This is a genomic window from Streptomyces sp. NPDC088254, assembly GCF_044740925.1.
Lineage (GTDB): Bacteria > Actinomycetota > Actinomycetes > Streptomycetales > Streptomycetaceae > Streptomyces.
In genome coordinates this window covers 227,740-253,273 of record NZ_JBIURQ010000003.1, presented here as the reverse complement: position 1 = coordinate 253,273, position 25,534 = coordinate 227,740, and the positions used below count along the sequence as shown (strand labels likewise).

The window sequence follows — 25,534 nt, the reverse complement described above, 5'->3', positions numbered from 1 at the left end:
TTGGACGGGTCCTCGCCTCAACCACTTTCGCCTCACAGGCCTTCGCCATCTCCGGACCTCATTCTGAAACCATCAGTTAACAGGGAGCTCAGCAATCTTGAGACCGTCAGGGCCTCCCCGTCCGGCGGGCGTCGGGGCGGGTTCAGTCGGTTGCCAGTGGGGCCAGGGTCAAGGGGGCGATTCTGCCCTCCAGCATTGCGCCCAGGCCCTGGGCCGCGCAGATGTCGGGCTGTTCGGCGATGTGGACCGGCATGCCGGTGGCGCGGCGGAGCATCTGGTCGAAGCCGGGGAGCAGTGCCGAGCCGCCGACCATCATGATGCCGCGGTCCGCGAGGTCGGCGACCAGGTCCGGCGGGCATTCGCGGAGCACCCGGCCGATGCCGTCGAGGACCGCCGTCAGCGGCGTCTCGATCGCGTCCCGCACGGCCGCGGTGTCGACCTGGACGGTGCGGGCGAGTCCGGTGGCGACGTCGCGGCCGTGGATCTCCGTGCGGGCCGGTCCGTGCGCGGTGAGACCGTTGCCGGACAGGGCGAGCTGAAGAGGCCGTACGGACTGGCTCGGCAGCATCAACTCGTGTTCGTGCCGCAGGTGCTGGACGATCGCGTGGTCCACGGCCTCCCCGCCGACCGGGATCCGCTCGGCGGTGACGAGGGAACCGAGAGAGAGGACGGCGACCTGCGTGGCCGCGGCCCCGCACATCATGATCATGGTGGCTTCCGGCTGCTCCACGGGTAGCCCGCAGCCGACGGCGGCGGCGATCAGCGTGTCCACCAGCTCCACCCGGCGCGCGCCGAGGCCGACGAGCGTCTCTACGGTCGCGCGCTGGGCGAGCGGGCCGGCGTCGTGCGGGGTGCAGGCGGCGGCCCGCAGGAAGGGCCTGCGGCGCAGTTGCCGGCGCAGCTTGTCGCCGATCAGGTGCCGCAGCATGCGCTGCGCCATCTCGATGTCGATGACCGTGCCGCCGGACACCGGGTGCACGACACGGATGTAGTGCGGGGTGCGGCCCGTCATCTTCTCGGCGAACTCCCCGACCGCGATCAGTGCGCCGGTCCGGGTGTTCACGGCCGCGGCGGACGGCTGGTCGACGACGAGCCCTGCCCCCTTCACCCACACGCGGGTGCGGGCCGCGCCCAGGTCGACTGCGAAGTGGCAGCGGCGCAGCTGCTCCAGACTGGCGGTCATGGCGGGTCCTCCCGAGAGCGCAGACCATGGCGGCCGCCGGGGGCCGGCGGGCCTTCGTGCGTGGGCCGCCGGGCGGTGGCCTCCTACGCCATCGTGCGGGCGGGAGAGGACGCGCGCCCGCTGGAGGGGTCCGGGCGGGGTGCGACCGAACGGGTGAAAAACGGTCCTCGGCGCGCGGCGCGATCTGAGTGGGTGTCAGGGAAACTGCCGCTTGGGCGCTACAGTGCCCGCGCCGCGTCGAGCACCGGCGTGAGCGACCGCACGGTCACCTCGCAGCCCGCGCCCCTGAGCTCCTGCTCGACGGTCGGATTGCGGGCGAGGCCCAGGAAGCGCAGGCCGATCCGCTGGGCGGCGGTCAGCTCGGCCACCGTCGATCCGATGACGAGGCTCCTGGAGTGCGGGGCGCCCGGGGAGGAGGGCCGCCCCGACGCGGGCAGCGCAGGCAACGCGTGCAGGGCGCGCAGCAGGACGTCCGGGTTCGGGGTGAGCAGTGCGAGGTCCTTGGCGCGGCCGTGGATCCCGACCAGCGGCAGCCGGTACGGCTCCACGTACTGGCGGGCGGCCTGTTCGCACACGTCCGTCACCAGCGCCACCCGCCGCCCCGAGGCGTGCAACGCCCTCACCAGAGCGACGGAGTTGTGGGTCGTGGGCGCGTTCGGGACGGCTTCCAGTTCGAGGGCGTCCAGCCCGTCCCGCAGAAGGGGGCCCAGTGGATCCCGCGCGAAGACGCGCAGCACGTCGAGTGGGTGCGTGAGCGCGGGGTCGAGGGGGCGGTCGGAGGCGCGCGGTACGGCGTCGCCTCGCCGGTCGTAGTGGGGGGCGGATGCGAGGGCCAGCAGTTCCTGTGCGGCCTCGCGGGCGGTCGTCGCCGTGAACAGGCGGGTGAGGGGGCCGTCGAATCCGAGCAGGACGGTCTCGGCCCGCGCGAGGAGCCCGGCGGGCGTCGTCTCGCCGGACCGCTCCTCGTGGTGTTCGCCGTGCTGCTCGTCGGGGCGCTCACCGGACGGGGGCGCCGACGCGGAGGCCGTCCGGGGTGCGGGCGCGGACGCCCACGCCGGCGCGAGCCGCACCTCGCACGTCACCGTCAGCCCCGGCACCGGCCATCTGCCCAGCCCGGCGTTGACCGCGCGCTGGGCGCCGACCGCGCGGCGCAGGGCCTGATGGCGGGTGATGCGCGAGGCGGCCTCCGTCAGATGGGCCAGCAGCCGCTCCGGTACGCGCGTCACCTCGGCCCGTACGAACGCCACCGGGTCCGAGACGCGCCAGGTCAGCTCGGCCGTGGCCGCGAAGTCGCCCTTGCTGGAGCTGGGCAGGGACAGTCGGTGCACGGCGTGCTGGGGGGTGAGGTCCACCTCGTAGTACGTGGTCAGCCGGGGCGGGCGGATGCCGTGCGGCCGGGCGGGGTCGAGGAGGGTGAGCGGGCCGCCGGCCTGGGTGTGCACCACGGCGGTGCGGCCGTGCGCGGGCACGCCCAGTTGCCGCAGGTCCGGTGTGACGAAGGGGCCGCGCACCAGGTCCGCGCTCGCGTCCGGGTCGTCGCCCCGGGGTGCGGGCAGCGGGCAGTACCAGGCGAGCGGGGGCCCGTCGGCCGCGTCGCCGTACAGCGGGCGGAAGCGGTGCGGGCCGGAGGCGGCGGAGCTGTCGGCGAAGGACTCGTAGAGGTCCGGTGGGATCAGCACCAGGACGGGGGAGGCGGTGTGCGCGGGCTCGGGAAGTGGCGGCCCGTGTCCGAACGTCACCCGCAGGCGCGGCGGTTCGGCCGGCTCGGCGAAGGGGCCGGGCAGCCAGCGCAGGGCTGCCGCGAGGACGGGGAGGAGGTAGGCGTCCGCGTCGACGCCGACGTCGTAGCCGTCGGGGCGCACCCGGACGTCGTACTGGTGAGGGGCGAGATCGCCGCGTTCGAGGACCTGGTGCACCGCGTACTCGAGCGAGATGCGTGCCTCGGGACGGGTGCCGAGATCGACGTCGGTCTCGAAGCGGAGGGTGCGGCGGCCGGTGCCCGTGCCGGGGTCCGCCGTGCCGGGGTCCGCCGTGCCGCCGGTGCCGGGGTCTGCCATGTCGCCGGGGCCGGTGCCCTCGCCGGCGGCGTCACTGTTCGCGTCGCGGTCCTCGCGCTCGCCCGCGCCCCCCTCCGCCCCGAGTCGGCGTACCGTCTCCGTGCTCACCATCGCGAACGCCGGGGCGTCGGTGGGTGCCGTGTCGCCGGGGCTCGTCTCGGCGCGGAAGCCGCCCGCCGTCAGGCCCGCCCGCTCGTCGATCAACGCGCCCACGCGGTCGAGGAGTTCGCGGGCCCGGCCGCGCGCCGTGCGGGGCAGGGTGCGCAGCAGCAGGTCGCGTACGCCGGGGCGGAAGGCGTACGAGCCGGGCGGGCCGGGGACGGCGGCGAGCATGCCGCTGAGGATCACCTCGGCCAGGTGCTGCGGGCGCGGATCACGTTCCACCGCGCGCTGCACGAGCCGCATCACCGGTATCGAGGGCTGGGCCAGGGCCAGGTGCCCGGCGAGGCGGAACGCCTCCGGTGAGGCGGTGGCGCGGAAGCGGAGGACGAGGTCCTTTGCGGGGAGCGAGGCGAGGCCGGGAGCCGGATCGGCGAAGGCCGGGGTGGAGGGGCGTGGGGTGAGCCAGGCTGCCGCGCCGGGCGTGCGGCCGCCGCCGGGGGCGGCCAGCAGTGCCGCCCAGTGGGTGAGCCAGGGGACGCCGGCCTCCAGGACCGGGAGGGGGACGGCGGCGGGGTGCGGGGGCGGGGCGTCCCGGTCGTGGGGGGTGAAGGAGCAGGCGGTGAGCGGAGCCGCCGCGCCGGGGGAGGAGAGGACGCCCGGTTCGGCGGGCAGCGCCGTCGTCGCCCACAGGTGCTCCGGCAGCGGCTGGACGACGGCCAGCGGCATCCGGGCCGCCCAGTGGCGCAGGGCGCGGTGCCAGCGCTCGCCCGCGGGGCCGGGCCGCCACTGCGGGCCCATGCAGTCACTGACGATCAGGGTGACGGTCCGGCCGTCCCCGGGGTCCGGGACGTGCCGGGCGCGGCCGTCGGGTCCCGCCGGGTGCAGGGTGACCGTCCGGAAGACGCCCGACTGGGCCAGTACGGCGTGCAGTTCGCGGACGAGGGGGTGCCAGACCGGCATGGTCGGGCCGGTGTCGTGCACGAGGGCGAGCCGCAGCCAGCGGTCCCGTGCCGGGCGCAGGACGGGCAGCCAGACGTCGGGGTGTGCGCCGAGCCGTGCGATGCGGTCGGCTGTGGCGCGTTCGTCCAGCTCCCGCACCCGCGCCGACGGCACGGTCCGCTTCAGGGGACGCAGGGCGCGCTGAAGGCTCAGGGGGCGGGGCAGCATCGGCGGCACGGGCGCGAGGAGCGGGGTACCGCCGCCGCCCTGTTCGCCCTGGTGGGCGGGGGAGCGGGGGAGCCGCAGGGGGACGCGGCCGGAGGCGGGCGGCGGGGAGGGAGCGCCAGGGGCCGCGCGATCGGGGGCGGAATCGGGGCCGGCGTCTTTCGCACGGGGGCGGGAGTCGAGCGGGCCGCCCTCGTCGTCCGTGGCTGCGGCCGCTTCCGTGAGGGAGTCTCCCTCGTCACCCAACTGTCGTGCGATCCAGAGAACTTCGGCGATCTCCCGAGGGGTCGGCGTGAACTCGGAAGCGGAGCCACGGCCGGCGGCGGCGAGTACGGCGGCCAGCCGGGCGACGGCACGGACGTCCCGCCCCCGAGCCGCCTCCACGTCGAAGCGGCCCGACTCCGCGTCCTTGCCTTCCGCCCCGCCTTCCCCCTGTTCCTCCCCCTGTTCTCCCCGCTGTTCCCCGGGGCGTTCAAAAGCCATCGGTGTCTGCCGTGGGGGTCAGATAGGGCATCAGTTCGTCGGCCAGAGCGTCTCGGGAGGCGGGGTCCAGGCCGGCGACGCCGGTGAGGTAGAGGGCGTTCAGGAGCTGGTCGGTGGCGAGTTCGCCGTCGGCCGCCCGGTTCAGGAAGCGGGTGATGAGGTGGTCGGCCTCGCCCGGCGGGGTCGCCAGGTGGGCGCGGACGATCTCCGTGAGCTGCTCGTGGTCGGGGCGGCGCAGCTTCAGCCGGACACAGCGGCGCAGGAAGGCCGGCGGGAACTCGCGCTCGCCGTTGCTCGTCAGCACCACGAACGGGAAGGCGCGGCAGCGGACCCGGCCGCGGGTCACGGGCACCGGTGTGTCCGTGCCGTCGGCGAGCACCTCGGCGGTGGCGGCGTCGGCCGAGTGGCGGGCGGCGCGCATCAGTTCGGGGATCTCGTACTGGCCCTCCTCCAGGACGTTCAGGAGGTCGTTGGGCAGATCGAGGTCGCTCTTGTCGATCTCGTCGACGAGGAGGACGCGGGGGCGGTCGTAGGGGAGCAGGGCGGTGCCGAGGGGGCCGAGCCGTAGGTGGTCCTCGACGCCGTCCGCACCGGCGGCGCTCGCCTCGTTCGCCGTCCCCACGCCCGGCAGGTCCCCCCGGGAAGCCCCCGCCCCCGGTAGGTCCCTCCGGGAAGCCCCCGCCCGCCAGGCCGCCGCCTGCCTCGCCGCGTACAGGCGGGACAGGGGGTCGTACTGGTAGAGGCCGTCGGACAGGGCGCTGCGGCTGGTGATGTTCCAGCGCAGGACCGGGCCGAGGCGCAGCTCCCGGGCGACCGCGTAGGCGAGCGAGGACTTGCCGGTGCCGGGCGGGCCGGTGACCAGCAGCGGGCGGCGCAGGACGAGGGCCGCGTTGACGAGCTGCACGCTCTCGGGCGCGGCCACGTACGTGCGGGCGCGGTGCACGCGGTCGGGGGAGACGGCCGCCTCGTCCTCGGCGTCCCGGGGCGTGGGCAGGACGGGCTCGCCGTCGAACGCGCGCCAGGGCGGCGGCGGGGGCAGCCGGTCGACGCCGTCGTGCGGCTCGCTGTCGCCGGTGTAGACGGACCAGTGGGGCATGGGAGGGTTCCGGTCTCCGTTCAGGGGCTCGTCCGGTGGGCCCGGTCGGTCGACGGGCTGCCCGGTGGGCTCAGTCAAGAGGCGACACAGGCGATCGGGCGTGCGCCGCCGTCCCGCCGTGCGGGTCGGTGAAGACGCGCGGGTCGTCCCACAGCAGCTGGATGTCACGCGCCCAGTGCCCGTCCTCCGAGTCGGCCTCCTCCCGCAACTGAAGGATGCGGCGCGGCAGTTCGGCCGGCGGGACGACGGACACGCACGCGTCCAGCTCGTCCAGGAACGTCTTGCCCGCGCACCCGTCGCCGCCCGCGCAGGGCTCGTCCGGCCCGCCGTCGCAGCCGCCCCTGGACCAGACGACCACCGGCGCGGGCGCGGTGAGCGAGGTGTCGAAGTGGGGCCTGGTGCGGGCCGAGGCCGGTGCGGCGGCGAAGCCGGCCAGGCAGGCGTCGGCCTGCCGCAGCCGCACCCGCAGCCGGCGCGGCTCCTCCGCCCCGCCGCACTCCACCCGGTGCAGCCGCGCGCCGGGCACGGCGTCGAGCCGGTTCCAGGCCCGGGTCAGCTGATGCCGCGCACCCGCCCTGCGCCGCGCCTGGTCGGTGACGACGACCGGGTACACGCAGCCCAGCGGGGTGTCGTCGTCGGGTGCGCTCGCCCAGCGGTCGACGGGCAGGTCGATCCAGTCGCGGGGCAGGGCGAACGCGATCAACTCGTCGTCCCCTGCCGTCAGACAGGGGAAGGCGGCCTCGATGAGGTCGCGCACGCGGTCGGGCAGCTCGGCCCGCGGCACGGTCCCGGAGGCGACGGGGTGCCGGCGTCCCCCGCTGTACGCGGACACCTCGACGCGGACCTGCCCGTCGCCGGCGCCGCTGTGCTGGAGCTCGACCAGGATGGGCGCCCAGCGCGGGACGGCGGACGTGCGGACCGGGGCCCGGAACAGGGTCTCCACCTGGTCGGCGAAGCGGGCGACGGTGCCGGCCGCGTCCTCGCCGTCGATCTCGCACAGCACGAACAGGGCCGCCGCGCGCAGCGAGTCGAAGCCCTCCTGCGGCGGGTCCGGGTCGAACGGCCCGGCGGCGGCCCGGTAGAGCCGCGCGAGCCGTACGGGATCGCAGTCCAGGCCGGTGCGGACGGCCCGTTCGACGAGGTCGCGCAGCCGGGCCCGGTCGGCGGAACGGTGGTCGGAGGTGGGGACGAGGCCGGCGAGCCCGGGCCAGTGGCGGGCCATGACCTCGGTGGGCATCATGCGTCCGTTGCGCACGCCCTGGTCGCCGGCGGCCGCCGTGACCATGCCGACGACCTCGCCGGTGTCGACGAGGGTGACGGCCGCGCCGCTGAAACCGGGGGCGAGCGGCTGGCCGTCCGGCTGCCAGGCCTCCAGCTGCATCCACTCCCGGTTGAGCAACTGCGGTGCGGTGATGCGGTATTCGGCGAGGGTGCCCTCGTCGAAGCCGACCGGGAAGCCGTACACGACGAGTTTGCGGGGCTGCCGGCCGTGCGCCGCGTCGACGGGGGCGAGCGCGGCCGGGGCGATGCCGACCTCCCGCTCCAACTCCAGGACGGCGAGGTCGCCGAGGTCGGTGACGCCTCCGGCCCAGCCGCCCTCGGCGACGATCCGGGCGGGGACGGGAGCGGAGCCCGGCCGCTCGGTGAACGTCACCGCGAGCGCGTCCGCCGGACCCTCGTGCACCACGTGCGCGCAGGTCAGGACCAGCCGGGGGGTGACCAGGAACCCGGCGCCGACGACCTGGCCGGCGCACTCGACGCGGGCGTGCCACTCGGGGCTGTCCATGGCCGTCATGCGCCGCATGCGTTGCACGCGCGTCATGAGGAGGCGGAAGGCTCAGCCGCAGCCGTGGGAGCGCCGGGTCCGGCTCCCGACGATCCCTCCCCGGTGTCGCGCTCGGGCGACCACGTCAGTCTCACCACCAGGTGGCCCTCCGCCGTGCCCTTGGCGATGATCGCGCCCGTCTCGGCGGCCAGCTTCACCCCGAACTCGATCTCCACCCCGTCGGGCCGCAGCGCGCCGTCCCGGAAGACCCGCAGCGCGGACTCCGCGGCGGAGCGCACGCCCTCCAGCGCGCCTTCGAAGGTCCGGGCCGCCTGGACGGTGCCGTCGCCACGGGCGACCAGCCGCGAACCGGGACGCTGCTCCGTGACGGCCTCCACGGCGACCACGGCGCCGTCCTGCGTCCTGAACTCCACCAGTCCCGTCATGGCCCCCGGTCGCCCCCTCGTCCTCGCCGGTCGTCCCACGCCGCTGTGCACGTGACACGGCTCTGTGCAGCGTAGCTGTAACGGACGGTGCTCGCAGCCGCCCTGACCCCGTCACCCGGCGTCCGTGCGGATCACCCCCAGCTCGGCCAAGTCCTGCGGCCGGATGCGGAGTTGTTCCGCCGTCGACTCGATCTCGGACGGCGGGCGCTTGAGGATGCGGGCGGCCTGCTCCGGGGCGATGACGGAGAAGTAGCTGTCCGGTGTGGCCCAGGTGCGGTCGGGGGCGGCCAGTGCGAGCGCGCCGCCGGAGCCGCCCTCGCCTATGACCAGCGTGGTGACCGGGGTCCGGGCGGCGGCGACCACGCCGAACAGCTCCGCGATCGCCGCGCCCGCGCCCTGCCGCTCGGCCTCGGCGTCGTTGGCCGCGCCCGGGGTGTCCACCAGGGTCAGCACCGGGATGCCCAGCCGTTCCGCGAGCCGGATCAGCCGGGTCGCCGTGCGGTATCCGGCGGGGCGGGTCGCCGTGCCGGTCTGTGCGGCGTAGGCGATCGTGCGGCCGTCCCGCTCGCCGAAGCCGCAGAGGACGCCGTCGGGGTCCGTCCCGCCGCAGCGGTCGCCGCTGATCGTGACGCGGTGGGTGAAGTAGTCGTCCAAGTAGCGCGCGGCGCGCGGACGTTCGGGGGAGCGGGCCCGCTGGACCGCGTCCCAGCCGGAGGCGGGCAGACCGGCTGCGCCGAGGGGGCGGGGGACAGGTGCGGGCTCCGCCGACGGCGTGGTCAGGAGCCGCAGCCACCGTCCGAGCGTCTCCCGCAGCCCTTCCGGGGTCACGACCGCGTCCGCCGATCCGGCCGCGACCTGCGCCTCGGCCGTGTAGGCGGCCGGGTCGGCGTCCGGCGGCCTCACCCGCGAGCCCGCGAAGCCCACTTGGGCGCCGGGCAGCGCCAGGACGACGTCTGCGCCCGCGCCCAGGGTGGCCCAGCCGCCGCCGGTCGTCGGGTCCCGCACCACGGCGACCTGCGGCAGCCCCTTCTCTCGCGTGAGCGCCGACTGCTTTGCCACACGCTGGAGTTGGGTGAGGGCGAGCATGCCCTCCTGCATACGGCTGCCGCCGGTGGCGATCAACGGGACCACCGGGAGCCGGTGTTCCCGTGCGCAGGCGAAGGCGACCTCCAGCCGGTCGCCGGTCCGCTCGCCCAACGAGCCGCCCAGATAGCCGAACTCGAACGCGATCAGCACGGCGTGTACGCCATCGGCGTCCCCCGCGCTCTTGATGTGCGCGGTGCCGCAGACGACGGACTCCGTCTCGCCGGTCCGCTCCGCGGCGCGGGCACGGGAGGCGTCGTAGCCGGGCCAGCCGAGGGGGCCGTCCCTCTTCGAGTCCCTTGTCGGGCAGTCGAGTTCACGGAAGTCGTCGGCGACGAGTGCGATGACCTCCCGGGCGCTCGGGCGGTGGTCGGCGGTCATGACGGCAGCGCCCGCTTCATGATCTTCCCCATGTCGTTGCGGGGCAGGGAGTCCAGATACCGTACGACGCGCGGCCGCTTGTGCGGGGCGAGCCGGCCGGCGACATGGTCGGCCAACTCGCCTTCTCCCGGCGGGCTTTGTGGGTCGACCGGCACCACCCATGCCACGATCCGCTCCCCGAGGTCCGGGTCCGGCTCCCCGGTGACGGCGGCCTCGCGCACCCCCGGGTACTCCAGCAGCGCGTTCTCGATCTCCCCGGCCCCGATCTTGTAACCGCCGCTCTTGATCAGGTCGGTGGCCTTGCGCCCCACGATCCGTACGTAGCCGTCGGGATCGCGCACCGCCATGTCCCCGGTGCGGAACCAGCCGTCGGAGGTGAAGGCGGCGGCGGTGGCGTCGGGGCGGTTGAGGTACTCGGTGAAGAGGTTCGGCCCGCGCACCTGGATCTCGCCCACGGTCTCCCCGTCGTAGGCGGGGTTCTGCGTGGCCGAGGCGGCGTCGCGGATGCCGTCTGCCCCGGTGGGCGCGCCGGGCGCCGCAATCTGCGTGCCGCCGTCTGCGCCGATGGGCGTGCCGTCCTCCTCCACCAGCCGCAGTTCCACGCCCGGCAGAGGCACGCCCACCGTCCCCAGCCGCGCCTCCCCGTCGGCGCGGACGCTGGTGTTCATCAGCGTCTCCGTCATGCCGTACCGCTCGATCACCCGGCGGCCGGTCGCCGCCGCGATCCGCTCGTGGTCGTGCACGGGCAGCGCGGCCGAACCGGAGACCAGCAGCCGCGCCCCGGACAGGGCCTTGACCAGCTCGGGATCGTCGGGCAGCGCCTCGGCGAGCCGGTGATACATCGTCGGCACCCCGAACAGCATGGTCGCCCCCTCGTTCAGCTCCCGCGCCACGCCCTCGGCGGAGAACCGCCCCAGGTGCCGCACCGACCCGCCCCGCCGCAGCGGGCCGAGCACGCCCAGCACCAGCCCGTGCACATGGAACAGCGGCAGCCCGTGCACCAGCACGTCGTCCGCCGTCCACTGCCAGGCGTCCGCGAGGGCGTCCAGGGTCGCGACGAGTGCCCGCCGGGGGAGGACCGCGCCCTTGGGCGGGCCGGTGGTGCCGGAGGTGTAGACGACCAGTGCGGGATCACCGTCGTCCACGTGCGCGAAGTCGGCGCCGCCGCCGCTGACTCGGACGTCGACGTCGACGCGCGTCAAGTGGCCCGCCGCCTCGGGGAGTCGTTCGCCGGGAGCCGCCAGGACCAGCGACGGCGCACTGTCGGCGAGGATGTGCCCGAGTTCCTTCTCGCCCGACTTCGGGTTGAGCGGCACGACGGCGGCCCCGGCGAGCAGCACGCCCACCACGCCGACGGCGGTCTCCAGCGACGGGGTGGCCCACACGGCGACCCGCTCACCCTCGCGCACCCGCCCCCCGACCGCCGAGGCGGCCGCCGCGAGCTCCGCATACGTGAGAGACCGCTCGCCGAACCGCAGAGCGACACACTCGCCCGGCCCGTCGGCCAGAGCGGGAAAAAGGAACGACACGCAGCGACTCCTGGCTGTATCGACGGCACGAAGGTGGACGACACCTCACGGCATCACCTTTCCCTGTCCCGGGCGCCGCGAGACGCGCGCCGCCGGTCAGGCCGTCGTGGTTTGTACCACGTCTGCCACCACGCAGGTCACGTTGTCCGGGCCGCCGGCCGCGTTCGCTTCGGCGACCAGGGCGTGGACCGTCTCGTCGGGGGCGTCGGGGGTGGTGGTGAGGAGGCTGCGCAGACGGTCCTCCGGGACGACGGTCGACAGGCCGTCCGAGCAGAGGAGGTAGCGGTCGCCGGGGCGGGCGTCGTGCAGGCGCAGGTCGGGCGCGGCCGGGCCGCCGCCGGTCAGGGCCTTCAGCAGCAGGGAACGCTGGGGGTGGGAGACGGCCTCCTCGGGCGTGAGGCGGCCCTCGTCGATCAGCGACTGGACGATGGTGTGGTCCTCGGTGATCCGGAACAGTCCGCCGTCGCGGAGGAGGTACGCGCGGGAGTCCCCGATGTGGACCAGCGCGAGCCGGGAGCCCGTCCACAGCAGCGCCGTCAGGGTGGTCCCCACGTCGTCGCCGCCGTCGGCGATGTCACGGACCGCCTGGGTCGCGCCACGCACCGCGTCCTCCAGGAGGTTCAGCACGTTCCCGGCGGGCGCGTCCGGGGTGTCCAGGAAGCGCAGCGCCTCCACGGCCGCGCCGCTCGCCGGCGCGCCCGCCGGTCCGAAGCCGTCGGCGACCGCGAGCAGCCGGCCTCCCGCGTAGGCGGCGTCCTGGTTCTCCGGGCGGACCAGGCCCCGGTCGGAGTGGGCGGCGTAACGCAGTACCAGCATGGTGGTGTCCTTCCTCGGTGCTTCCGTCAACTGGTTCACGAGGAACGAGGCGAGGTCGCGCCGTACCGCCGTCTCCGCTTCCACCCGCGCCCAATACGCGCGGATCTCCCGGGCGGCGTCCGCCGGTTCGAGGGCGACGACCTCGCGGATGCGGGCCAGCGGCATGCCGAGCCGCCGCAGCCACGCCACCAGGCGCGCCTGCTCCAGCTGCTCGGCGGCGTAGTACCGGTAACCGGTGTGGGGGTCGACCCGCGCGGGTCGCAGCAGCTCCAGCTCGTCGTAGAGCCGCAGCGCCTTCGGCGACAGCCGGCTCGCCTTCGCGAAGGCGCCGATCGTCATGCTCATGTGCCTGTGCACCCCGTTTCCGTCTCGTTCCGCCACCGATGCTGGGGCTTCCCCGAAGGGGAAGGTCAACAGGGGCACGACGGTTGCCGCGGCGGCGCCGGCTCCGGCTAGCCTGCCGGGACGCGCGTCTCGCGAGAACGTACGAGAACGGAGTCCCGCCGTGCCCCGCATAGCCCTCGTGACCTACGACCCCGGTCCGGAGCCCAGCAAGGACCGCGACCTCCCCGTGCTGCGGCGCGCACTGGAGGACGCCGGAGCGCGGGCGGACGCCGTGTGCTGGGACGACGCCGACGTCGACTGGGCCTCCTACGACCTCGCCGTCATCCGCTCGACCTGGGACTACAGCTGGCGGGCGGCCGAGTTCACGGCGTGGGCGGAGCGCTGCGCGAAGGCGACACGGCTCGCGAACCCGGTGGAGGTCGTGCGCTGGAACGCCGACAAGCGCTACCTCGGCGACCTGGCCGAGGCCGGCGTCCCCGTCGTCCCGACGCGCTACGTCGCCCCCGGGACCCCGGACGCTTCGGCCGCTCTCCCCACCGGCCACGAGTACGTGATCAAGCCCACCTCGGGGGCGGGCGCGCGCTATGCCGCCCGCTACACCCCCGACCGGCACGAGACGGCCGTACGGCACCTCGCCCGGATGCACGAGGAGGGGCTGACGGCGATGCTCCAGCCGTACATGGCATCGATCGACACCGGCGGCGAACGGGCCCTGCAGTTCTTCGCCGGCCGCCTCCTGCACGCCAGCCGCAAGCGGGCGGTCCTCGCCCCCGGCACCCCCTTCGACGCGGACAAGGTGGCCCACCCCGGCCTGGAGCCCTGGACCCCGACCGCGTCCGAACTCGCGGTGGCCCGACAGGCGCTGTCGGCTGTCCCCGGCGACCCGGACCTCCTCTACGCCCGAGTGGACCTGGTGCAGGGCGCGGACGGCGAACCGCGGGTGATGGAGCTCGAACTGGTCGAACCGAACCTGTTCCTCCACCTCCACCCCACGTCGACCCAGACGGTCGCGACAGCGATCCTGACGACGGCCACTACGCCCTGACCGCCGTCCGCTGCAGCAGTCCCCAGGTGAACTCCGCCGCCACCTGCCGTCGCTGACCCTGACCGTCCGGGGCGGTGACGAGGAGGCCCCAGCGAGTGGGGGCCGTGCCCTCCAGGGGGCGGGCGGGAGCGAAGGCGCGGGCGGCCTCGTCGACCGTGCAGGACCAGGGGGTGAGATCATCGAGGGTGCGCAGGGGCGGCGGCTCCGCTCCCGGGGCGCGGACCAGCCACTCGTTCCACACCGCGCCGTTCGGGGCGAGCAGCACCTCGAAGCGGAGGTCGGGCCACAGCGGGAGCGGCCAGAGCAGCGCCTCACAGTCGAGGTCGCCGACACGGCGGGCGGTACGGGACTCCGGAGCGCCCAGCACCGAGCGGTACCGGGACGCGGCAGCCCGCCCCCGCGGCGACCGCACCATCGCCTGCCACCGCTTGTTCGCCTCCCGCATCCCGCCCAGGGACACCCCCAGCTCCCGCCGCGCGTCCTCCACCAACCCGGGATTGTGATCGGCCATACGCCGCAGCAGCACCAGCTGGAAGTGCAGAGCCGTGAACGGCTCGGCGGGACGCTTCTCGGACGGCATACCGTCCATCCTCACCCATCCCCCGCCACCCGGCCGGTGCGGTCGCTCACCGGCCGCTTCACACCCGCCCCGTTCCCGGCCATTGCCCGGCAGGTTGCTGTGTGGCTAGCCTGTGTTCGCCATGCCGATCGCCTGTTGGTATATCGAACACAGGCAATGAGACGATCAAGGGAGGGGGACGGTCGTGGGACGACTCGTACCTGCCGTGACCCGGGCTCTCGACATTCTCGAGCTCTTCCTCGACGGAGACGGGACGCTCTCCGCCCCCGACATCGTGCGCAAGCTCCAGCTGCCGCGCACCACCGTGCACGAGCTGGTCACCACGCTCGCCGCCCGGTCCTACATCGTCCAGATCCCCGGACAGCCCGGACGGTACCGCCTCGGCGTACGTCCGTACCAGCTCGGAAGCAGGTACGCCGAGCAGCTCGACCTGGCCGCCGAGGGGCAGCAGGTGGCCCGGTCCGTCGCCGAGACCTGCGACGAGACGGTCCACGTGGCGATCCTGGAGGGCACGGACGTCATCTACATAGCCAAGGTCGACTCCACGCACGCCGTCCGCATGGTCTCCGCCGCCGGACGCCGGCTGCCCGCCCACTGCACCTCCGTCGGCAAGATGCTCCTCGCCTCCCTCCCCGAGGCCGAGCTCGCCGCCCGCATCCCCGACGACGCCGAGCTCGTCCGCATGACGCAGAACAGCATCACCGAGCCGGGCGCGCTGCGCGAGGCACTGGCACAGATCCGCGAGCGCGGCGTCGCCGTGGAGAACCGCGAGTCCAACCCTGACGTCAGCTGCGTCGCCGCCCCCGTCCGCGACCGCACCGGGCAGGTGGTCGCGGCTCTGTCCATCTCCGTCCCCATGATCCGCTGGAGCGACGACCGCCGCCCCGAGCTGGAGCAGCTCGCCGCCAAGGGCGCGGCCGAGCTGTCCGAGCTCCTCGGCTACCGGAGCGTGTCGTGACGACGACGCGCAGCACGGCGTACGAGGTGGCCGTCCGCGCCCGGGCCACCCTCGGCGAGGGACCCACCTGGGACCCGGCCGCCGGCCGCCTCCTGTGGCTGGACATCCTCGGCTCCCGCCTCCACACCTACGACCCCGCCACCGGCCGCCGCACGGTACGCGTCACCGACCAGCACGTCGGAGCCGCCAAGCCCCGCGCCGGAGGCGGCCTCGTCCTCAACCTCCGCGACGGCGTCGCCCTCATCGAGGCGGACGGGGACGGCACCCTGCGCTGGCTCCACCGCGAGCCCGTCCCCGGCCGCCGCGCCAACGACGCCGCCGTCGCCCCCGACGGTTCCCTCTGGGCCGGCACCATGCGCTACGACGAGGCCCCCGGCGGCGGCACGCTCACCCGCCTCACCGGCGACGGCTCGGTCGAGCCCGTCCTCGACGACGTGGCCGTCAGCAACGGCACCGGCTGGAGCCCCGACGGCCGCCTCATGTACTACGTCGACTCCCCGACCCGCCGCGTCGACGTCTTCGACCACGCGGACGGCCAGGTGTCCGGCCGTCGTGCCTTCGCCGTGATCGAGGACGGCGCGGGCTTCCCCGACGGCCTCACCGTCGACGCCGACGGCTGCGTGTGGGTCGCGCTGTGGGACGGGGGAGCGATACGCCGCTACACCCCCGAGGGGAAGCTGGACCGTGTCATCGCCCTCCCCACACCCCGGGTGACCGCCTGCGCCTTCGGCGGCCCCACCCTCAGCGACCTCTACGTCACCACCGCCCGCGTGGGGCTCGACTCGCCCCATCCGGTGGCCGGCTCACTGCTGGTGGTGCCGGGCGCGGGACAGGGACTGCCCCAGCCGGCGTTCGCGGGCTGACACCGGGGAGGACGAGCCGGGCCCTGCGGCCGGGCTCAGTCCTCCAGCCCCGCCCGCTTGATCTCGTCCCCCGTCAGCGGCGGTCCCGAGAGCGGGGGCAGCAGCGGCCCCGCCGCCGCCCCCGCCAGCACCGCCGGCGACAGCAGCACCGCCGCGCCCCGCTCAAGCGACGTCACATCCGTCACCCGCCGTGCGATCCGGCCGTTGCCCGTCGCCGTGTGCATCAGCCGGTTCACGTACGCCGCCACCAGCCGGTCCCGCAGCCCGGGCCCGCCGTCGACCGCGCCCGGGTAGAACACGTCCTGCCCGATCGCCAGATCCCACGCCGCGCCCACCGGCCGGGCCACCGCCTTCTGCACCCGCCGCGAGAGCCCGGCCGCTCCCCATCCGTGACGTCGCGTCATATTTCGTAGAAGCAGGGCGCTTTGGGCGCTCACCGCGAGCCCGTGCCCGTACACCGGGTTGAACGCGGCCAACGCGTCGCCGAGGACGGCGAAGTTGTCGGGCCACGTCCGCATCCGCTCGTAGAAATGGCGGCGGTTGGCCGTCGCCCGGGTCACGGACACCTCGCTCAGCGGCTCGGCACGCTCCAACAGCCTCCCGATCAGCGGGTGTCGCAGACTGTCCCGCGCGAAGGGCACGAACTCCTCGGCGGCCGAAGTGGGTTCAGCACCCCGCGTGCCCGCCAGCGTGACCATCCACCGCCCGTCCTCGATGGGCAGCAGGAACCCCGACCGCCCCGGCCCCCCGGCCCGCGGATCGAGCTGCACGTTGACGACGGGGAAGCCGGACCGCGCGTGCTCGGGCGCCAGGTACAGCCGGCTCGCGTACGCCAACCCGGAATCCACCTCCCGCCGTTCCACCTCCGGCAGCCCCAGCGACGTCAGCCAGCGTGCCGCACGCGAGCCGCGCCCCGTCGCGTCGACGACCATCCCCGCACCGACGACCCGCTCACTCCCGTCGGCGGTCCGCACCCGCACCCCGGTGACCGCGGACGCCGTGCCCTCCAGCCCCGACGCCTCCGCCCCGGCCAGCACCTCCACCCGGGGGTCGGCGAGGACCCGCGCGCGGACCGTCGCGTCCAGCAGGTCCCGCCCGGCGAGGATCACATGGTGGGACTCCTCCCACCGCCGGAACCACCCCCGCGGCGACAGAGCGACCATGTCCGTGGTGACGGGAGCCCGCCGCGCGCCGGCCTCCCGCAGCGCCGCCGTGATCCCCGGCAGCAGCTCCTCCAGGGCCCGCACCCCGCCCGACCACAGCATGTGCGCGTGCCGCGCCTGGGGCAGCCCCTTGCGGGGCTCGGGTCTCTCGGGCAGCGCGTCTCGCTCGACGACCACGACCCGTTCGGCGAACTCGGCGAGGGCCCGCGCCGCGAGCATGCCGGTGTGGGAGCCCCCCAGGACGACGGCGGTTCTGGCGGGGTGGGACGGGTCAGTCATGCGCGGACACGCTCTCTGCCGGGGCGGCGGCGTGGGCGCGCACCGCGTTGATGTCGTCGGTGCTGCGCAACGCCCGGGCCACGGCCTGGATCTCGCGCAGCAGGTAAGTGGTGTCAGGGGTGGCGTCGGCGCCCGCGTCGGGAGACGCGCCACGAGGCGACGTGTCGCGAGCGGCCTCACCGGAGCCGGACGCCTCGCCGACGCCGGACGCCTCACCGGAGCCGGAAGTCTCACCGGCGACAGCCGCCCCGCCCCGCCCCCCGCCCGCCGCGACCGCGTCCAGCAGCGCCACCGCCGCCGCGAGCGCCTGCGCCCGCCGCCGGTCGTGGCCGAGTGCGAGGGCCGCCCCGTAGGCCCGCCCGCGCAGCCCCTCGTCGAGCCGCCGGGACAGCGGCAGCAGCGCGTCGCGGATGAACGTCTCACGGCGGATCAGCCGCAACTCCGGCGTGGCACGCAGCGCGAGCGGCTCGCGGTCGCCGGTGACCTCCCGCATCAGCCGGGACAGCGGCCGCAGGTCCCGGTGCCGCCGCCGCACCAGCCAGCGTTCCTGGAGGTACTGGCCGGCGTGCGGGACGATGAAGCCGACCGCGACGCAGGTGGCGGCGACACAGGCGGCCGACGGGGCCACGTTCGTGTTGAGCCAGTCCAGGTCGTGACCGGTCCAACGGGCCGCCACGGCAGTGAACTTGGCCGCGCTGAACAGCAGGTTCGTCGCATAGCCGACGCCCAGGAAACGCAGTCCCCAGCGCAGCCAGGCGTCGAGGCCGTCGGTGCGGATCCAGTTCCAGATCAGCCGGGCGGTGATCGAGCAGGCCACAGTGTGCGCGGTGAGGTAGAGCAGGATCTCCTCGCGCATGAACGGCGTACCGGCGTAGTAGGTGTCCAGGTCCCGGATCTGCTCCACGGGCACGTCGGCGAGCGCGAACAGCACCCACAGCGCGACGACCACCCCCGCGTACACGGAGACCACCCACCTCGTCGCGCGCCGGGTCGCCGCCGAGCGCTCGGCGCGGCCGTTGCGCCAGGCGATGATCAGCAGCAGCCAGGACGCGGAGAGCGCGGTCAGCAGCGAGTACACCCAGGGGGCGGCGATATTGGGCACGCCGGTGACCCGGTTGGTCCAGGCGATCGTCTTGGGGGCGGCGAAAATGAACACCGCGCAGGCGAACACCAGCAGCCCGCCGACGGCCCGCAGCAGCGGGTCCCGCCACAGTTTGAGGATGCTGGGCAGCTTGATCGCCAGGGCGGCGGCGAGGACGACGGTCGGCAGCCAGAAGGACACGTACAGCCCGCTGAGGAAGTGATCCGCGGCGAGAGCGCCGGGCACGGGTGCCGTCACCGCGCCGTCCCTCTGCGCCCCCGGTAGCCCATCGACCGCTGCACCGGCGTCAGCGACGACGACGGGTCGCCGCCCGGCCCGCTCAGGTACGGCCGCAGGGCCGCCGCGAGCCGGTGCCCGAACTCGTCGGCTTCCGACTCGTCCCGCCGCCGGGAGCCGTTGCGGGCCGCGACGGCCAGGGCGATGTCGTCCCGGCCGGACCGCCCGGCGAAGACGTGCGCGGCGGCCGTGTCGACACCGTGGTGGTGGTGCCGATGCCCCGCGTGCAGGTGCCACAACTCATGGCCGAGGATGACCAGTTGCTGCACTGCCTCGGCCCGTTCCTCGACGATGACCAGGTCGAAGTCCTGGAACTCCACCCACAGTCCGGTCACCTGGAACTCGTCGGGAAATCGCTCGAACCGCAGTTCGATGCGCCGTCCGCCGCGCACCGCGGTCATCTCCTCGCACAGCGCCCCGAACACCTCCTGCACGCCGTGCGGGGGGCGGGGCCGGGTCCGCAGCGCGGCGGACAGGACGCCGGCCAGCTCACGCATTGCCGGACCGTTCCTGCCGCGCCGCAGCGCCGAGGCGATGCGGGCCGCCCTGGCGCGCGCGCCCGCGATGTCCATCGCGTCCCCCTCCCGGCCGCCGTGCGGCAACCTGTTCGAGGCTACGCGGCCGGAACCACGCGGCGTCAAGCCTTGCCGGAAGACCTGCCGAAGATCCGCCGAAGACCCACCGGAGACCCGCCGAAGGCCCGCGCGGGAACCGGGACGCATCCTCATCCAAGGCCGCCGCCGTCACCGCCCCATTGACGCGCGAACCGCTCCGATCTTACGTTTTTGTTCGTTCCTGTTCGACGTCACGGGCGGCCTCCGGCATTCCGAACACAAACCCCCGTCACGAGGCCCCGAACACGAGTCACCGGACGACATCCGAAAGGCGCCCATGAGAACCGCCCGCCTCGCCCTGGACCCCGCCTTCACCGTCGGCCGGGTCGACCCCCGGCTCTTCGGCTCCTTCGTCGAGCACCTCGGCCGCTGCGTCTACACCGGCATCCACGAACCGGGCCACCCCACGGCCGACGAGGACGGCATCCGCGCCGACGTCCTCGACCTGGTCCGCGAACTGGGCGTCACCGCCGTCCGCTACCCGGGGGGCAACTTCGTCTCCGGCTACAAGTGGGAGGACTCGGTGGGTCCCGCCGAGGACCGCCCCCGCCGGCTCGACCTCGCCTGGCACTCCACCGAGACCAACCGCTTCGGCCTGTCCGAGTACATCGCCTTCCTCCGCAAGATCGGCCCGCAGGCCGAACCCATGATGGCCGTCAACCTCGGCACCCGAGGCGTCGCCGAGGCCCTGGAACTCCAGGAGTACGCCAACCACGCCGAGGGCACCGCCCTGTCCGACCTCCGTGTCTCCCACGGCGACAAGGACCCCTTCGGCATCAGGCTGTGGTGCCTCGGCAACGAGATGGACGGCCCCTGGCAGACCGGCCACAAGACGGCCGAGGAGTACGGCCGTGTCGCCGCCGAGACGGCCCGCGCGATGCGCCAGATCGACCCGTCCGTGGAACTGGTCGCCTGCGGCTCCTCCAGCCAGAGCATGCCGACGTTCGCCGAGTGGGAGGCGACCGTCCTGAAGGAGACGTACGACCTCGTCGACTACATCTCCCTGCACGCCTACTACTGGCCCGAGGACGGTGACCTCGACTCCTTCCTCGCCTCCGCCGTCGACATGGAGTCCTTCATCGCCAACGTCGTCGCGACCGCCGACCACGTGGGCGCGCGGCTGAAGTCGAAGAAGCGGATCAACCTCTCCTTCGACGAGTGGAACGTCTGGTACCTGCCCCGGTGGGAGGAGCATGCCAAGGGCATCGAACAGCGCGACTGGCCGGAGGCCCCCCGCCTCCTGGAGGACAACTACAGCGTCATGGACGCGGTCGTCTTCGGCTCGCTGCTCATCGCCCTGCTGCGGCACGCCGACCGGGTGACGGTCGCCTGCCTCGCCCAGCTCGTCAACGTCATCGCCCCGATCATGACCGAGCCGGGCGGCCCGGCCTGGCGGCAGACGACGTTCTTCCCCTTCGCCCAGGCGTCCCGGCACGGCCGCGGGGAGGTCCTCGACGTGCGCGTGGACTCGCCGACGTACGAGACGAGGAAGTACGGCGAGACGGACCTGCTGCACGCCACCGCCGTGCGCGCGGAGGACGGCACGCTCACGGTGTTCGCGGTCAACCGCAGCCGTACGGAGGCCCTGCCGCTGGAGGTGGCGCTGAACGGCCTCGGCGTCACGCGGATCGTCGAGCACAGCGTGCTCGCGGACGCCGACCCGGACGCCCGCAACACCCTCGGCGACCCCGAGCGGGTGGCCCCGCACGCCGCCGAGGGCACCACGCTCTCCGACGGGTCGCTCACGGCCACGCTGGAGCCGCTGTCGTGGAACGTGATCCGCCTGGGGTGATCCGTTCCGGAGCGGCGGGTGGCCTCACAATGGGCCCATGAGGATCTCGGCGCGGGCTGACTACGCGGTACGGGCGGTACTCGAACTGGCCGTACGGCAGGGCGGCGACCCGGTGACGGCGGAGACCGTCTCCGCAGCCCAGGGCATCCCGCACAAGTTCCTTGAGGGGATCCTCGGCGACCTCAGGCGCGGCGGGATCGTGGAGAGCCGGCGCGGCGGTGGCGGCGGCTACCGGCTGGCGCGCGAGCCGGGCAGCATCACCGTCGCGGACGTCATCAGGGCGGTGGACGGCCCGATCGTCTCGGTCCGCGGCGAACGGCCCACCGGCCTCACCTACACGGGCACCGCCGAGCCCCTGCTGCCCCTGTGGATCGCGCTGCGCGCCAACGTCCGCAAGATCCTGGAGGGCGTCACGGTCGCCGACATCGCGGCCGGCGCCCTCCCGGAGCCCGTGCGCGAACTGGCGGCGGAACCGGCGGCATGGGAGAACCCGTAAGGCCCCGGTGGGCTCGGCCCGCGCACCGGAGGGGTGTGTGAACCGGTCGGCGTGAATGGCCGGAGATCGGTCTGTCCGCGTCCCGGGCGGCTCCTTACGATGCGATCGCCTCGCCGCTTCACAGCAACTCCATGCGTTCTTCACAGAGTTCGGCTGTTCGGCTGTGGAGGGGCCCGGCGCAACCACCCCCCACCGATCCCGAAGAAGGGGAGAGACCATGGCTAGTGGCCTGCTCCTGGGCGGCGCGGTCGCCGCTCTCGTCACCGCCGCCGTGCCGGCGCACAGCCCGTCGTCCTTCGACAACCCGCCGCCGGACAAGATCGTGATCACCATCGCCACGGTGAACGGATCCGGCTGCCCCGCCGGCACCGCCGCCGTGGCCGTCTCCGCCGACAACACCGCCTTCACGGTGACCTACAGCGACTACCTGGCGCAGGTCGGCGGCAACTCCGACCCCACGGCGTTCCGCAAGAACTGTCAGCTGAACCTGAAGGTGCACGTCCCGCAGGGGTTCACCTACGCGATCGCCAGCGCGGACTACCGGGGCTTCGCCTCGCTCCAGCCCGGCGCGACGGCCGTCCAGCGGGCCTCGTACTACTTCCAGGGCTCGTCCAGCACCGTCTTCAAGAACCACAACCTCAGCGGCGCCTACAACGACAACTGGCAGGCCACCGACACCACGGACTGGGCCCAGCTCGTCTACGCGCCCTGCGGCGTCCAGCGCAACTTCAACATCAACACGGAACTGCGCGTGAACGCGGGCACCTCCTCGCCGGCCAAGGTCAGCTTCATGACCATGGACTCGACGGACGGCGACATCAGCACGACCTACCACATGGCGTGGAAGGAGTGCCCGGGCAAGTGACCCGACAGGGGCCGCCCGTCGCCTTCCGGCACGGACGGCCCCGAGGGTCACCGCGCGGCGTACGCGACGAAGTCGGCCCAGGCGGTGGGGGAGAGGGCGAGCTGAGGACCGCGCTTGTCCTTGCTGTCACGGACGTGGACGTGTCCCGGCGGGGTGGCGACCTCGACGCAGTCGCCGGAGCCGCTGCTGCTGTAGCTGGACTTGCGCCAGGAGAGGGCGACCTCGACGCAGTTGTCGCCGGAGCCGCTGCTGTAGCTGCTCTTGAACCAGACCAGTTCGGAGGTGCTCATAGATCCCCTCGCATCCGTTGCAACAGGCTCGTTGAGTCCTCGATGGTGAGAGCCTGTGAACGCATCCTGGCATATCGCCGCTGGAGGACGCTGATTGCTTTCGGGTTGGACACGAGTTGCCCGCTCTCCGGAGCTTCCATGTAGGCGAACCACTTGTGCTTCGGAGTCTCCAGCAACTGCATCGGTCCATGCAGTCCGGCATGTGACCTGCGGATCAACGGCATGATTTGGATCTCCACGTTTCGCAGATCGCCGATCTTCAGCAGCTGGTCGATGGCTCCGCGGGTGACCTCGGGTCCCCCCGTCTGGCGCAGCAGTACGTGCTCCTCGATGATGAAGCCGAAGGCGGTGTTGGGCTGCTCGTGCAGCAGCGTCTGGCGTTCGGCTCGTGCGGCCCAGTTGGCCTCGATCTGCTCATCGGTCAGCGGCGGCAGCTCATCGATGAACAGCTGACGCGCGTACGCCTCCGTCTGCAACAACCCTGGAATCATGCGGCACTCGTACGTATAGAGGGTGATCGCCGTCTTCTCCAGCCGGGCCCACTCCCGGAACCACGCCGCCAACCCCACCTGCCGCACCAGGTGCACGGCGGCCTTCCGCAGCGCCCCCGTGTTGCCCAGTACCGCCTCCGCCGCCTCGACGAAGTCGACGTCCGGCATGCGCCTGCCCAACTCCACGGAGGCGACCGTGTGTTTGGAGAACCCGACCAGGTTGCCGAACTCCTCCCTGCTCAGTCCGTGGAACTCGCGCAGAGCCTGGAGGACCGCCCCGAACGTCCGCAGACTGTCCGAGGACTCCGGCTCACCGCCGCCGCCCGCACCCACCCGTCCGTCGACCGCCATCGGCCACCTCCCTCGCGACCATGGTCACGTGGAGTCACCGGTACTGTCCAGTGAGTGACCGCGTACGCTGCGCGAGCGTACGCGGCACGTCGCTGGAGAAGTGGGCCCCACTCACGCCACATTGGCCGCATGACTGCTCGCTCCACCCCTCGACCGACCCGACTTCCGGTCACCGTAAGTGCGTTCACGCAGCGGCTGAGCGCGACGCCGCGCGGGGCGCGGCTGGCCAGGCACCTGGCGCTGAACCAGCTCGATGCGTGGGGCATCCCGCACGGCACGGAGGTGTCGGACGCGGTCGCCGTGATCGTGGCCGAGCTGGCGGCGAACGCGGTGACTCACGGCCGGGTGCCGGGCCGGGACTTCGAGTTGCGGCTGTCGCTCGTCGCGGGAAGCGTCCGCGTCGAGGTGAGCGACACCCGGGCCGAACCGCCGCTTCCGCCGGGACCGGGTGCCGTGAAAGAGCCGCTGCCGCTGGAGGAAGGCGGCCGGGGGTTGGTGCTGGTGCACGCCCTGGCGGCCCGCTGGGAGGTGGTGGACCGGGTGCCGTCGCCGGGGAAGACGGTGCGCGCGGAGGTCGACGTGCCGGGATGGCTGGGGATCGTGAAGAGATGCCCGGTCTGAGCGGCCCCGCAGGCGGCGGGGTCGCGCTGACCGGGTGTCACCGCGCGCTCGGTGACGCCCGGTCAGCGGTCAGGCCGTCGCCACGGTCAGCTGGTCTCGACGCCGAGGGTCAGGGCGCCCGCGTACCCCGCGGAGGGTGAACTCCCCAGCGCGGACAGGGTGAGCAGCCCGGAGGCCGCGCCGCCCCCGTCGTAGATCGAGTCCCGGGCGAGGGTGGTCCGGGTGACGCGGTTGGTGGAGTACGGCGAGATCGCGGCGACCCGGGTGGTGACGGTCTCGCTGAAGAAGAGCTGGCCGGTGTGGATCTCCCGGCCGCCGGTGAAGTGGCCGTCCGAGGTCAGGGTGACGCCGGTGTGGACCTTGACGTGGATGTGGATGCAGCGGCCCACGTACCAGCCGGGGTAGACGGACGTGATGACCGCGACGCCGGCGGAGTTCGTGAGCACTCCGCCGCGCAGGAAGGTGCCGTTGTCGGGCTCGCTGTGCCCGTTCTTGCCGACGAAGCCGGAGTACTCGCCGAGCGCGTCGGCGTGCCAGAGCTCGACGAGGGCGCCCCGGAGCGGGGCGCAGGTGTCGTCGTCGACGACGGTGAGGGTGAGCTTCAGTGGGACGCCGGGCTTGCCCTCGCTGATGTCGGCGCGGACATACTGCCCGTCGAGGTAGTAGGGGCCTTCGGTCATCTCCCGCGTGAGCGTGCACACGGCGGCTGCGGCGGTGTCCTGGCGGGTGCCGTTGAGGGCGCCGGCCGAGGCGGCGCCTCCCACGGCCAGGGCGGCGGCGGTGGCACCGCCGGCGACCAGCACCGTGCGACGCGCGACGGGGGTACGGCTTTCCGAGTTGCTCGAAGTGGCATCTGTCATGAACACGGCATCGTAGGAGCGGTACCTGTCACCCAGCTGTCGATCCGGCAAAGTGACACGTCGTCAAGTCCGATGCAGGCCGCGTCTCCAGGGGCGCGGACAAGGGACAGCTCCCCCGGAGCGTCTCCGGGGGAGCTGTCGTCTCACTTCGCCCGCGTCGGGCGACCGCACCTATGGCTCACGCCTCCGTCACCAGGGAGGACACGGCAGACCGGCGGCTTTCCTCGGCTCGAGGAACTCCTCCCGGAACACGTCCAGGGATGCTCTCAGCAGAGGAATGCCGATCTCCGGCCGGATGTGGCTCAGCCGGGCCGAGCTGTCGTCCAGGCGGAACTCCAGCAGGAGTTCACCCCGCCTGCCGTCGATCCACTCGACGACCTCCATCGACTCGAAATCGTTGTGATCGCTCAGGATGATCAGGGCCATGTACTCATGCCC

Annotated in this window: 23 protein-coding genes; 7 read left to right on the top strand and 16 right to left on the bottom strand. The window is 73.6% G+C overall.

Annotated elements, in window-relative coordinates; translation table 11 throughout:
* Positions 1-142: 142 nt before the first annotated feature.
* The 8 genes from ACIOC0_RS11680 to ACIOC0_RS11645 form a co-directional block, all read right to left on the bottom strand.
* Complete coding sequence (locus tag ACIOC0_RS11680) at positions 143-1,183, bottom strand: rod shape-determining protein (RefSeq protein WP_402154765.1); 1,041 nt, start codon at positions 1,181-1,183, stop codon at positions 143-145.
* Between the two features lie 218 nt (positions 1,184-1,401).
* Positions 1,402-4,989, bottom strand: a complete 3,588-nt coding sequence (locus ACIOC0_RS11675; RefSeq protein WP_402154763.1) for an SAV_2336 N-terminal domain-related protein — start codon at positions 4,987-4,989, stop codon at positions 1,402-1,404.
* Positions 4,979-6,085, bottom strand: a complete 1,107-nt coding sequence (locus ACIOC0_RS11670; protein WP_402154761.1) for an AAA family ATPase — start codon at positions 6,083-6,085, stop codon at positions 4,979-4,981. The genes ACIOC0_RS11675 and ACIOC0_RS11670 overlap by 11 nt, the downstream gene beginning before the upstream one ends.
* A gap of 70 nt (positions 6,086-6,155) precedes the next feature.
* Positions 6,156-7,871, bottom strand: coding sequence for a trypsin-like peptidase domain-containing protein (locus tag ACIOC0_RS11665; protein ID WP_402155078.1), 1,716 nt, complete (start codon positions 7,869-7,871; stop codon positions 6,156-6,158).
* Positions 7,872-7,903: 32 nt separating this feature from the next.
* Positions 7,904-8,296, bottom strand: coding sequence for a CU044_2847 family protein (locus ACIOC0_RS11660; protein ID WP_402154759.1), 393 nt, complete (start codon positions 8,294-8,296; stop codon positions 7,904-7,906).
* A 111-nt stretch (positions 8,297-8,407) separates the two neighbouring features.
* The gene (locus ACIOC0_RS11655; protein WP_402154757.1) at positions 8,408-9,760 is read right to left on the bottom strand and encodes a carboxyl transferase domain-containing protein; all 1,353 of its coding nucleotides are present in this window, start codon (positions 9,758-9,760) and stop codon (positions 8,408-8,410) included.
* Positions 9,757-11,289 (bottom strand): acyl-CoA synthetase, encoded by a 1,533-nt coding sequence (locus tag ACIOC0_RS11650; protein WP_402154755.1) that lies wholly within the window; start codon positions 11,287-11,289, stop codon positions 9,757-9,759. Before ACIOC0_RS11650 ends, ACIOC0_RS11655 begins: the two co-directional genes overlap by 4 nt.
* A 96-nt stretch (positions 11,290-11,385) precedes the next feature.
* Complete coding sequence (locus ACIOC0_RS11645; protein WP_402154753.1) at positions 11,386-12,450, bottom strand: MerR family transcriptional regulator; 1,065 nt, start codon at positions 12,448-12,450, stop codon at positions 11,386-11,388.
* Positions 12,451-12,610: 160 nt separating this feature from the next.
* On the opposite strand from ACIOC0_RS11645, the gene ACIOC0_RS11640 reads away from it, so the two are divergent.
* Complete coding sequence (locus ACIOC0_RS11640) at positions 12,611-13,495, top strand: RimK family alpha-L-glutamate ligase (RefSeq protein WP_402154751.1); 885 nt, start codon at positions 12,611-12,613, stop codon at positions 13,493-13,495.
* Here the strand turns inward: ACIOC0_RS11640 and ACIOC0_RS11635 are convergent.
* On the bottom strand, positions 13,485-14,084 hold the full coding sequence (locus tag ACIOC0_RS11635; protein WP_402154749.1) for a hypothetical protein: 600 nt from the start codon (positions 14,082-14,084) through the stop codon (positions 13,485-13,487). The genes ACIOC0_RS11640 and ACIOC0_RS11635 overlap by 11 nt on opposite strands.
* Before the next feature lie 175 nt (positions 14,085-14,259).
* On the opposite strand from ACIOC0_RS11635, the gene ACIOC0_RS11630 reads away from it, so the two are divergent.
* Together ACIOC0_RS11630 and ACIOC0_RS11625 are read left to right on the top strand one after the other, a co-directional pair.
* A complete protein-coding gene (locus ACIOC0_RS11630) occupies positions 14,260-15,033 on the top strand; it encodes an IclR family transcriptional regulator (protein ID WP_130436932.1) in 774 nt (257 codons plus the stop codon).
* Positions 15,030-15,896, top strand: a complete 867-nt coding sequence (locus ACIOC0_RS11625; RefSeq protein WP_402154747.1) for an SMP-30/gluconolactonase/LRE family protein — start codon at positions 15,030-15,032, stop codon at positions 15,894-15,896. Before ACIOC0_RS11630 ends, ACIOC0_RS11625 begins: the two co-directional genes overlap by 4 nt.
* Positions 15,897-15,931: 35 nt before the next feature.
* Here the strand turns inward: ACIOC0_RS11625 and ACIOC0_RS11620 are convergent, their stop codons facing one another.
* Genes ACIOC0_RS11620 through ACIOC0_RS11610 form a run of 3 tightly spaced genes read right to left on the bottom strand, consistent with a single transcriptional unit; the run spans position 15,932 to position 19,288 of the window.
* Positions 15,932-17,338, bottom strand: coding sequence for an FAD-dependent oxidoreductase (locus ACIOC0_RS11620; protein WP_402154745.1), 1,407 nt, complete (start codon positions 17,336-17,338; stop codon positions 15,932-15,934).
* Entirely contained in the window at positions 17,331-18,677 is a 1,347-nt protein-coding gene (locus tag ACIOC0_RS11615; protein ID WP_402154743.1) for an MAB_1171c family putative transporter, read from the bottom strand. The genes ACIOC0_RS11620 and ACIOC0_RS11615 overlap by 8 nt, the downstream gene beginning before the upstream one ends.
* Positions 18,674-19,288 carry a toxin-antitoxin system, toxin component family protein gene (locus tag ACIOC0_RS11610; protein ID WP_402154741.1) on the bottom strand — a complete coding sequence of 205 codons (615 nt, stop codon included), beginning with the start codon at positions 19,286-19,288 and terminating at the stop codon, positions 18,674-18,676. Before ACIOC0_RS11610 ends, ACIOC0_RS11615 begins: the two co-directional genes overlap by 4 nt.
* A 319-nt stretch (positions 19,289-19,607) precedes the next feature.
* Between ACIOC0_RS11610 and ACIOC0_RS11605 the strand changes: the two genes are divergently transcribed.
* The 3 genes from ACIOC0_RS11605 (at position 19,608) to ACIOC0_RS11595 (ending at position 22,483) form a co-directional block, all read left to right on the top strand.
* Positions 19,608-21,122: an alpha-N-arabinofuranosidase gene (locus ACIOC0_RS11605; protein ID WP_402154739.1), complete on the top strand. Its 1,515-nt coding sequence runs from the start codon at positions 19,608-19,610 to the stop codon at positions 21,120-21,122.
* A gap of 37 nt (positions 21,123-21,159) precedes the next feature.
* A complete protein-coding gene (locus ACIOC0_RS11600; protein WP_402154737.1) occupies positions 21,160-21,618 on the top strand; it encodes an RrF2 family transcriptional regulator in 459 nt (152 codons plus the stop codon).
* Between the two features lie 217 nt (positions 21,619-21,835).
* Entirely contained in the window at positions 21,836-22,483 is a 648-nt protein-coding gene (locus ACIOC0_RS11595; RefSeq protein WP_402154735.1) for a DUF4360 domain-containing protein, read from the top strand.
* 47 nt (positions 22,484-22,530) lie between these two features.
* On the opposite strand, the gene ACIOC0_RS11590 is transcribed toward ACIOC0_RS11595, so the two are convergent.
* Positions 22,531-22,773 (bottom strand): DUF397 domain-containing protein, encoded by a 243-nt coding sequence (locus tag ACIOC0_RS11590; protein WP_402154733.1) that lies wholly within the window; start codon positions 22,771-22,773, stop codon positions 22,531-22,533.
* Positions 22,770-23,615 (bottom strand): helix-turn-helix domain-containing protein, encoded by an 846-nt coding sequence (locus ACIOC0_RS11585; RefSeq protein WP_402154731.1) that lies wholly within the window; start codon positions 23,613-23,615, stop codon positions 22,770-22,772. Before ACIOC0_RS11585 ends, ACIOC0_RS11590 begins: the two co-directional genes overlap by 4 nt.
* Positions 23,616-23,744: 129 nt before the next feature.
* On the opposite strand from ACIOC0_RS11585, the gene ACIOC0_RS11580 reads away from it, so the two are divergent.
* Positions 23,745-24,236, top strand: coding sequence for an ATP-binding protein (locus tag ACIOC0_RS11580; protein ID WP_402154729.1), 492 nt, complete (start codon positions 23,745-23,747; stop codon positions 24,234-24,236).
* A gap of 86 nt (positions 24,237-24,322) precedes the next feature.
* Here the strand turns inward: ACIOC0_RS11580 and ACIOC0_RS11575 are convergent, their stop codons facing one another.
* Together ACIOC0_RS11575 and ACIOC0_RS11570 are read right to left on the bottom strand one after the other, a co-directional pair.
* Positions 24,323-25,096, bottom strand: coding sequence for an intradiol ring-cleavage dioxygenase (locus tag ACIOC0_RS11575; RefSeq protein ID WP_402154727.1), 774 nt, complete (start codon positions 25,094-25,096; stop codon positions 24,323-24,325).
* Positions 25,097-25,285: 189 nt separating this feature from the next.
* Positions 25,286-25,522, bottom strand: a complete 237-nt coding sequence (locus tag ACIOC0_RS11570) for a hypothetical protein (protein ID WP_402154725.1) — start codon at positions 25,520-25,522, stop codon at positions 25,286-25,288.
* Positions 25,523-25,534: the final 12 nt, after the last annotated feature.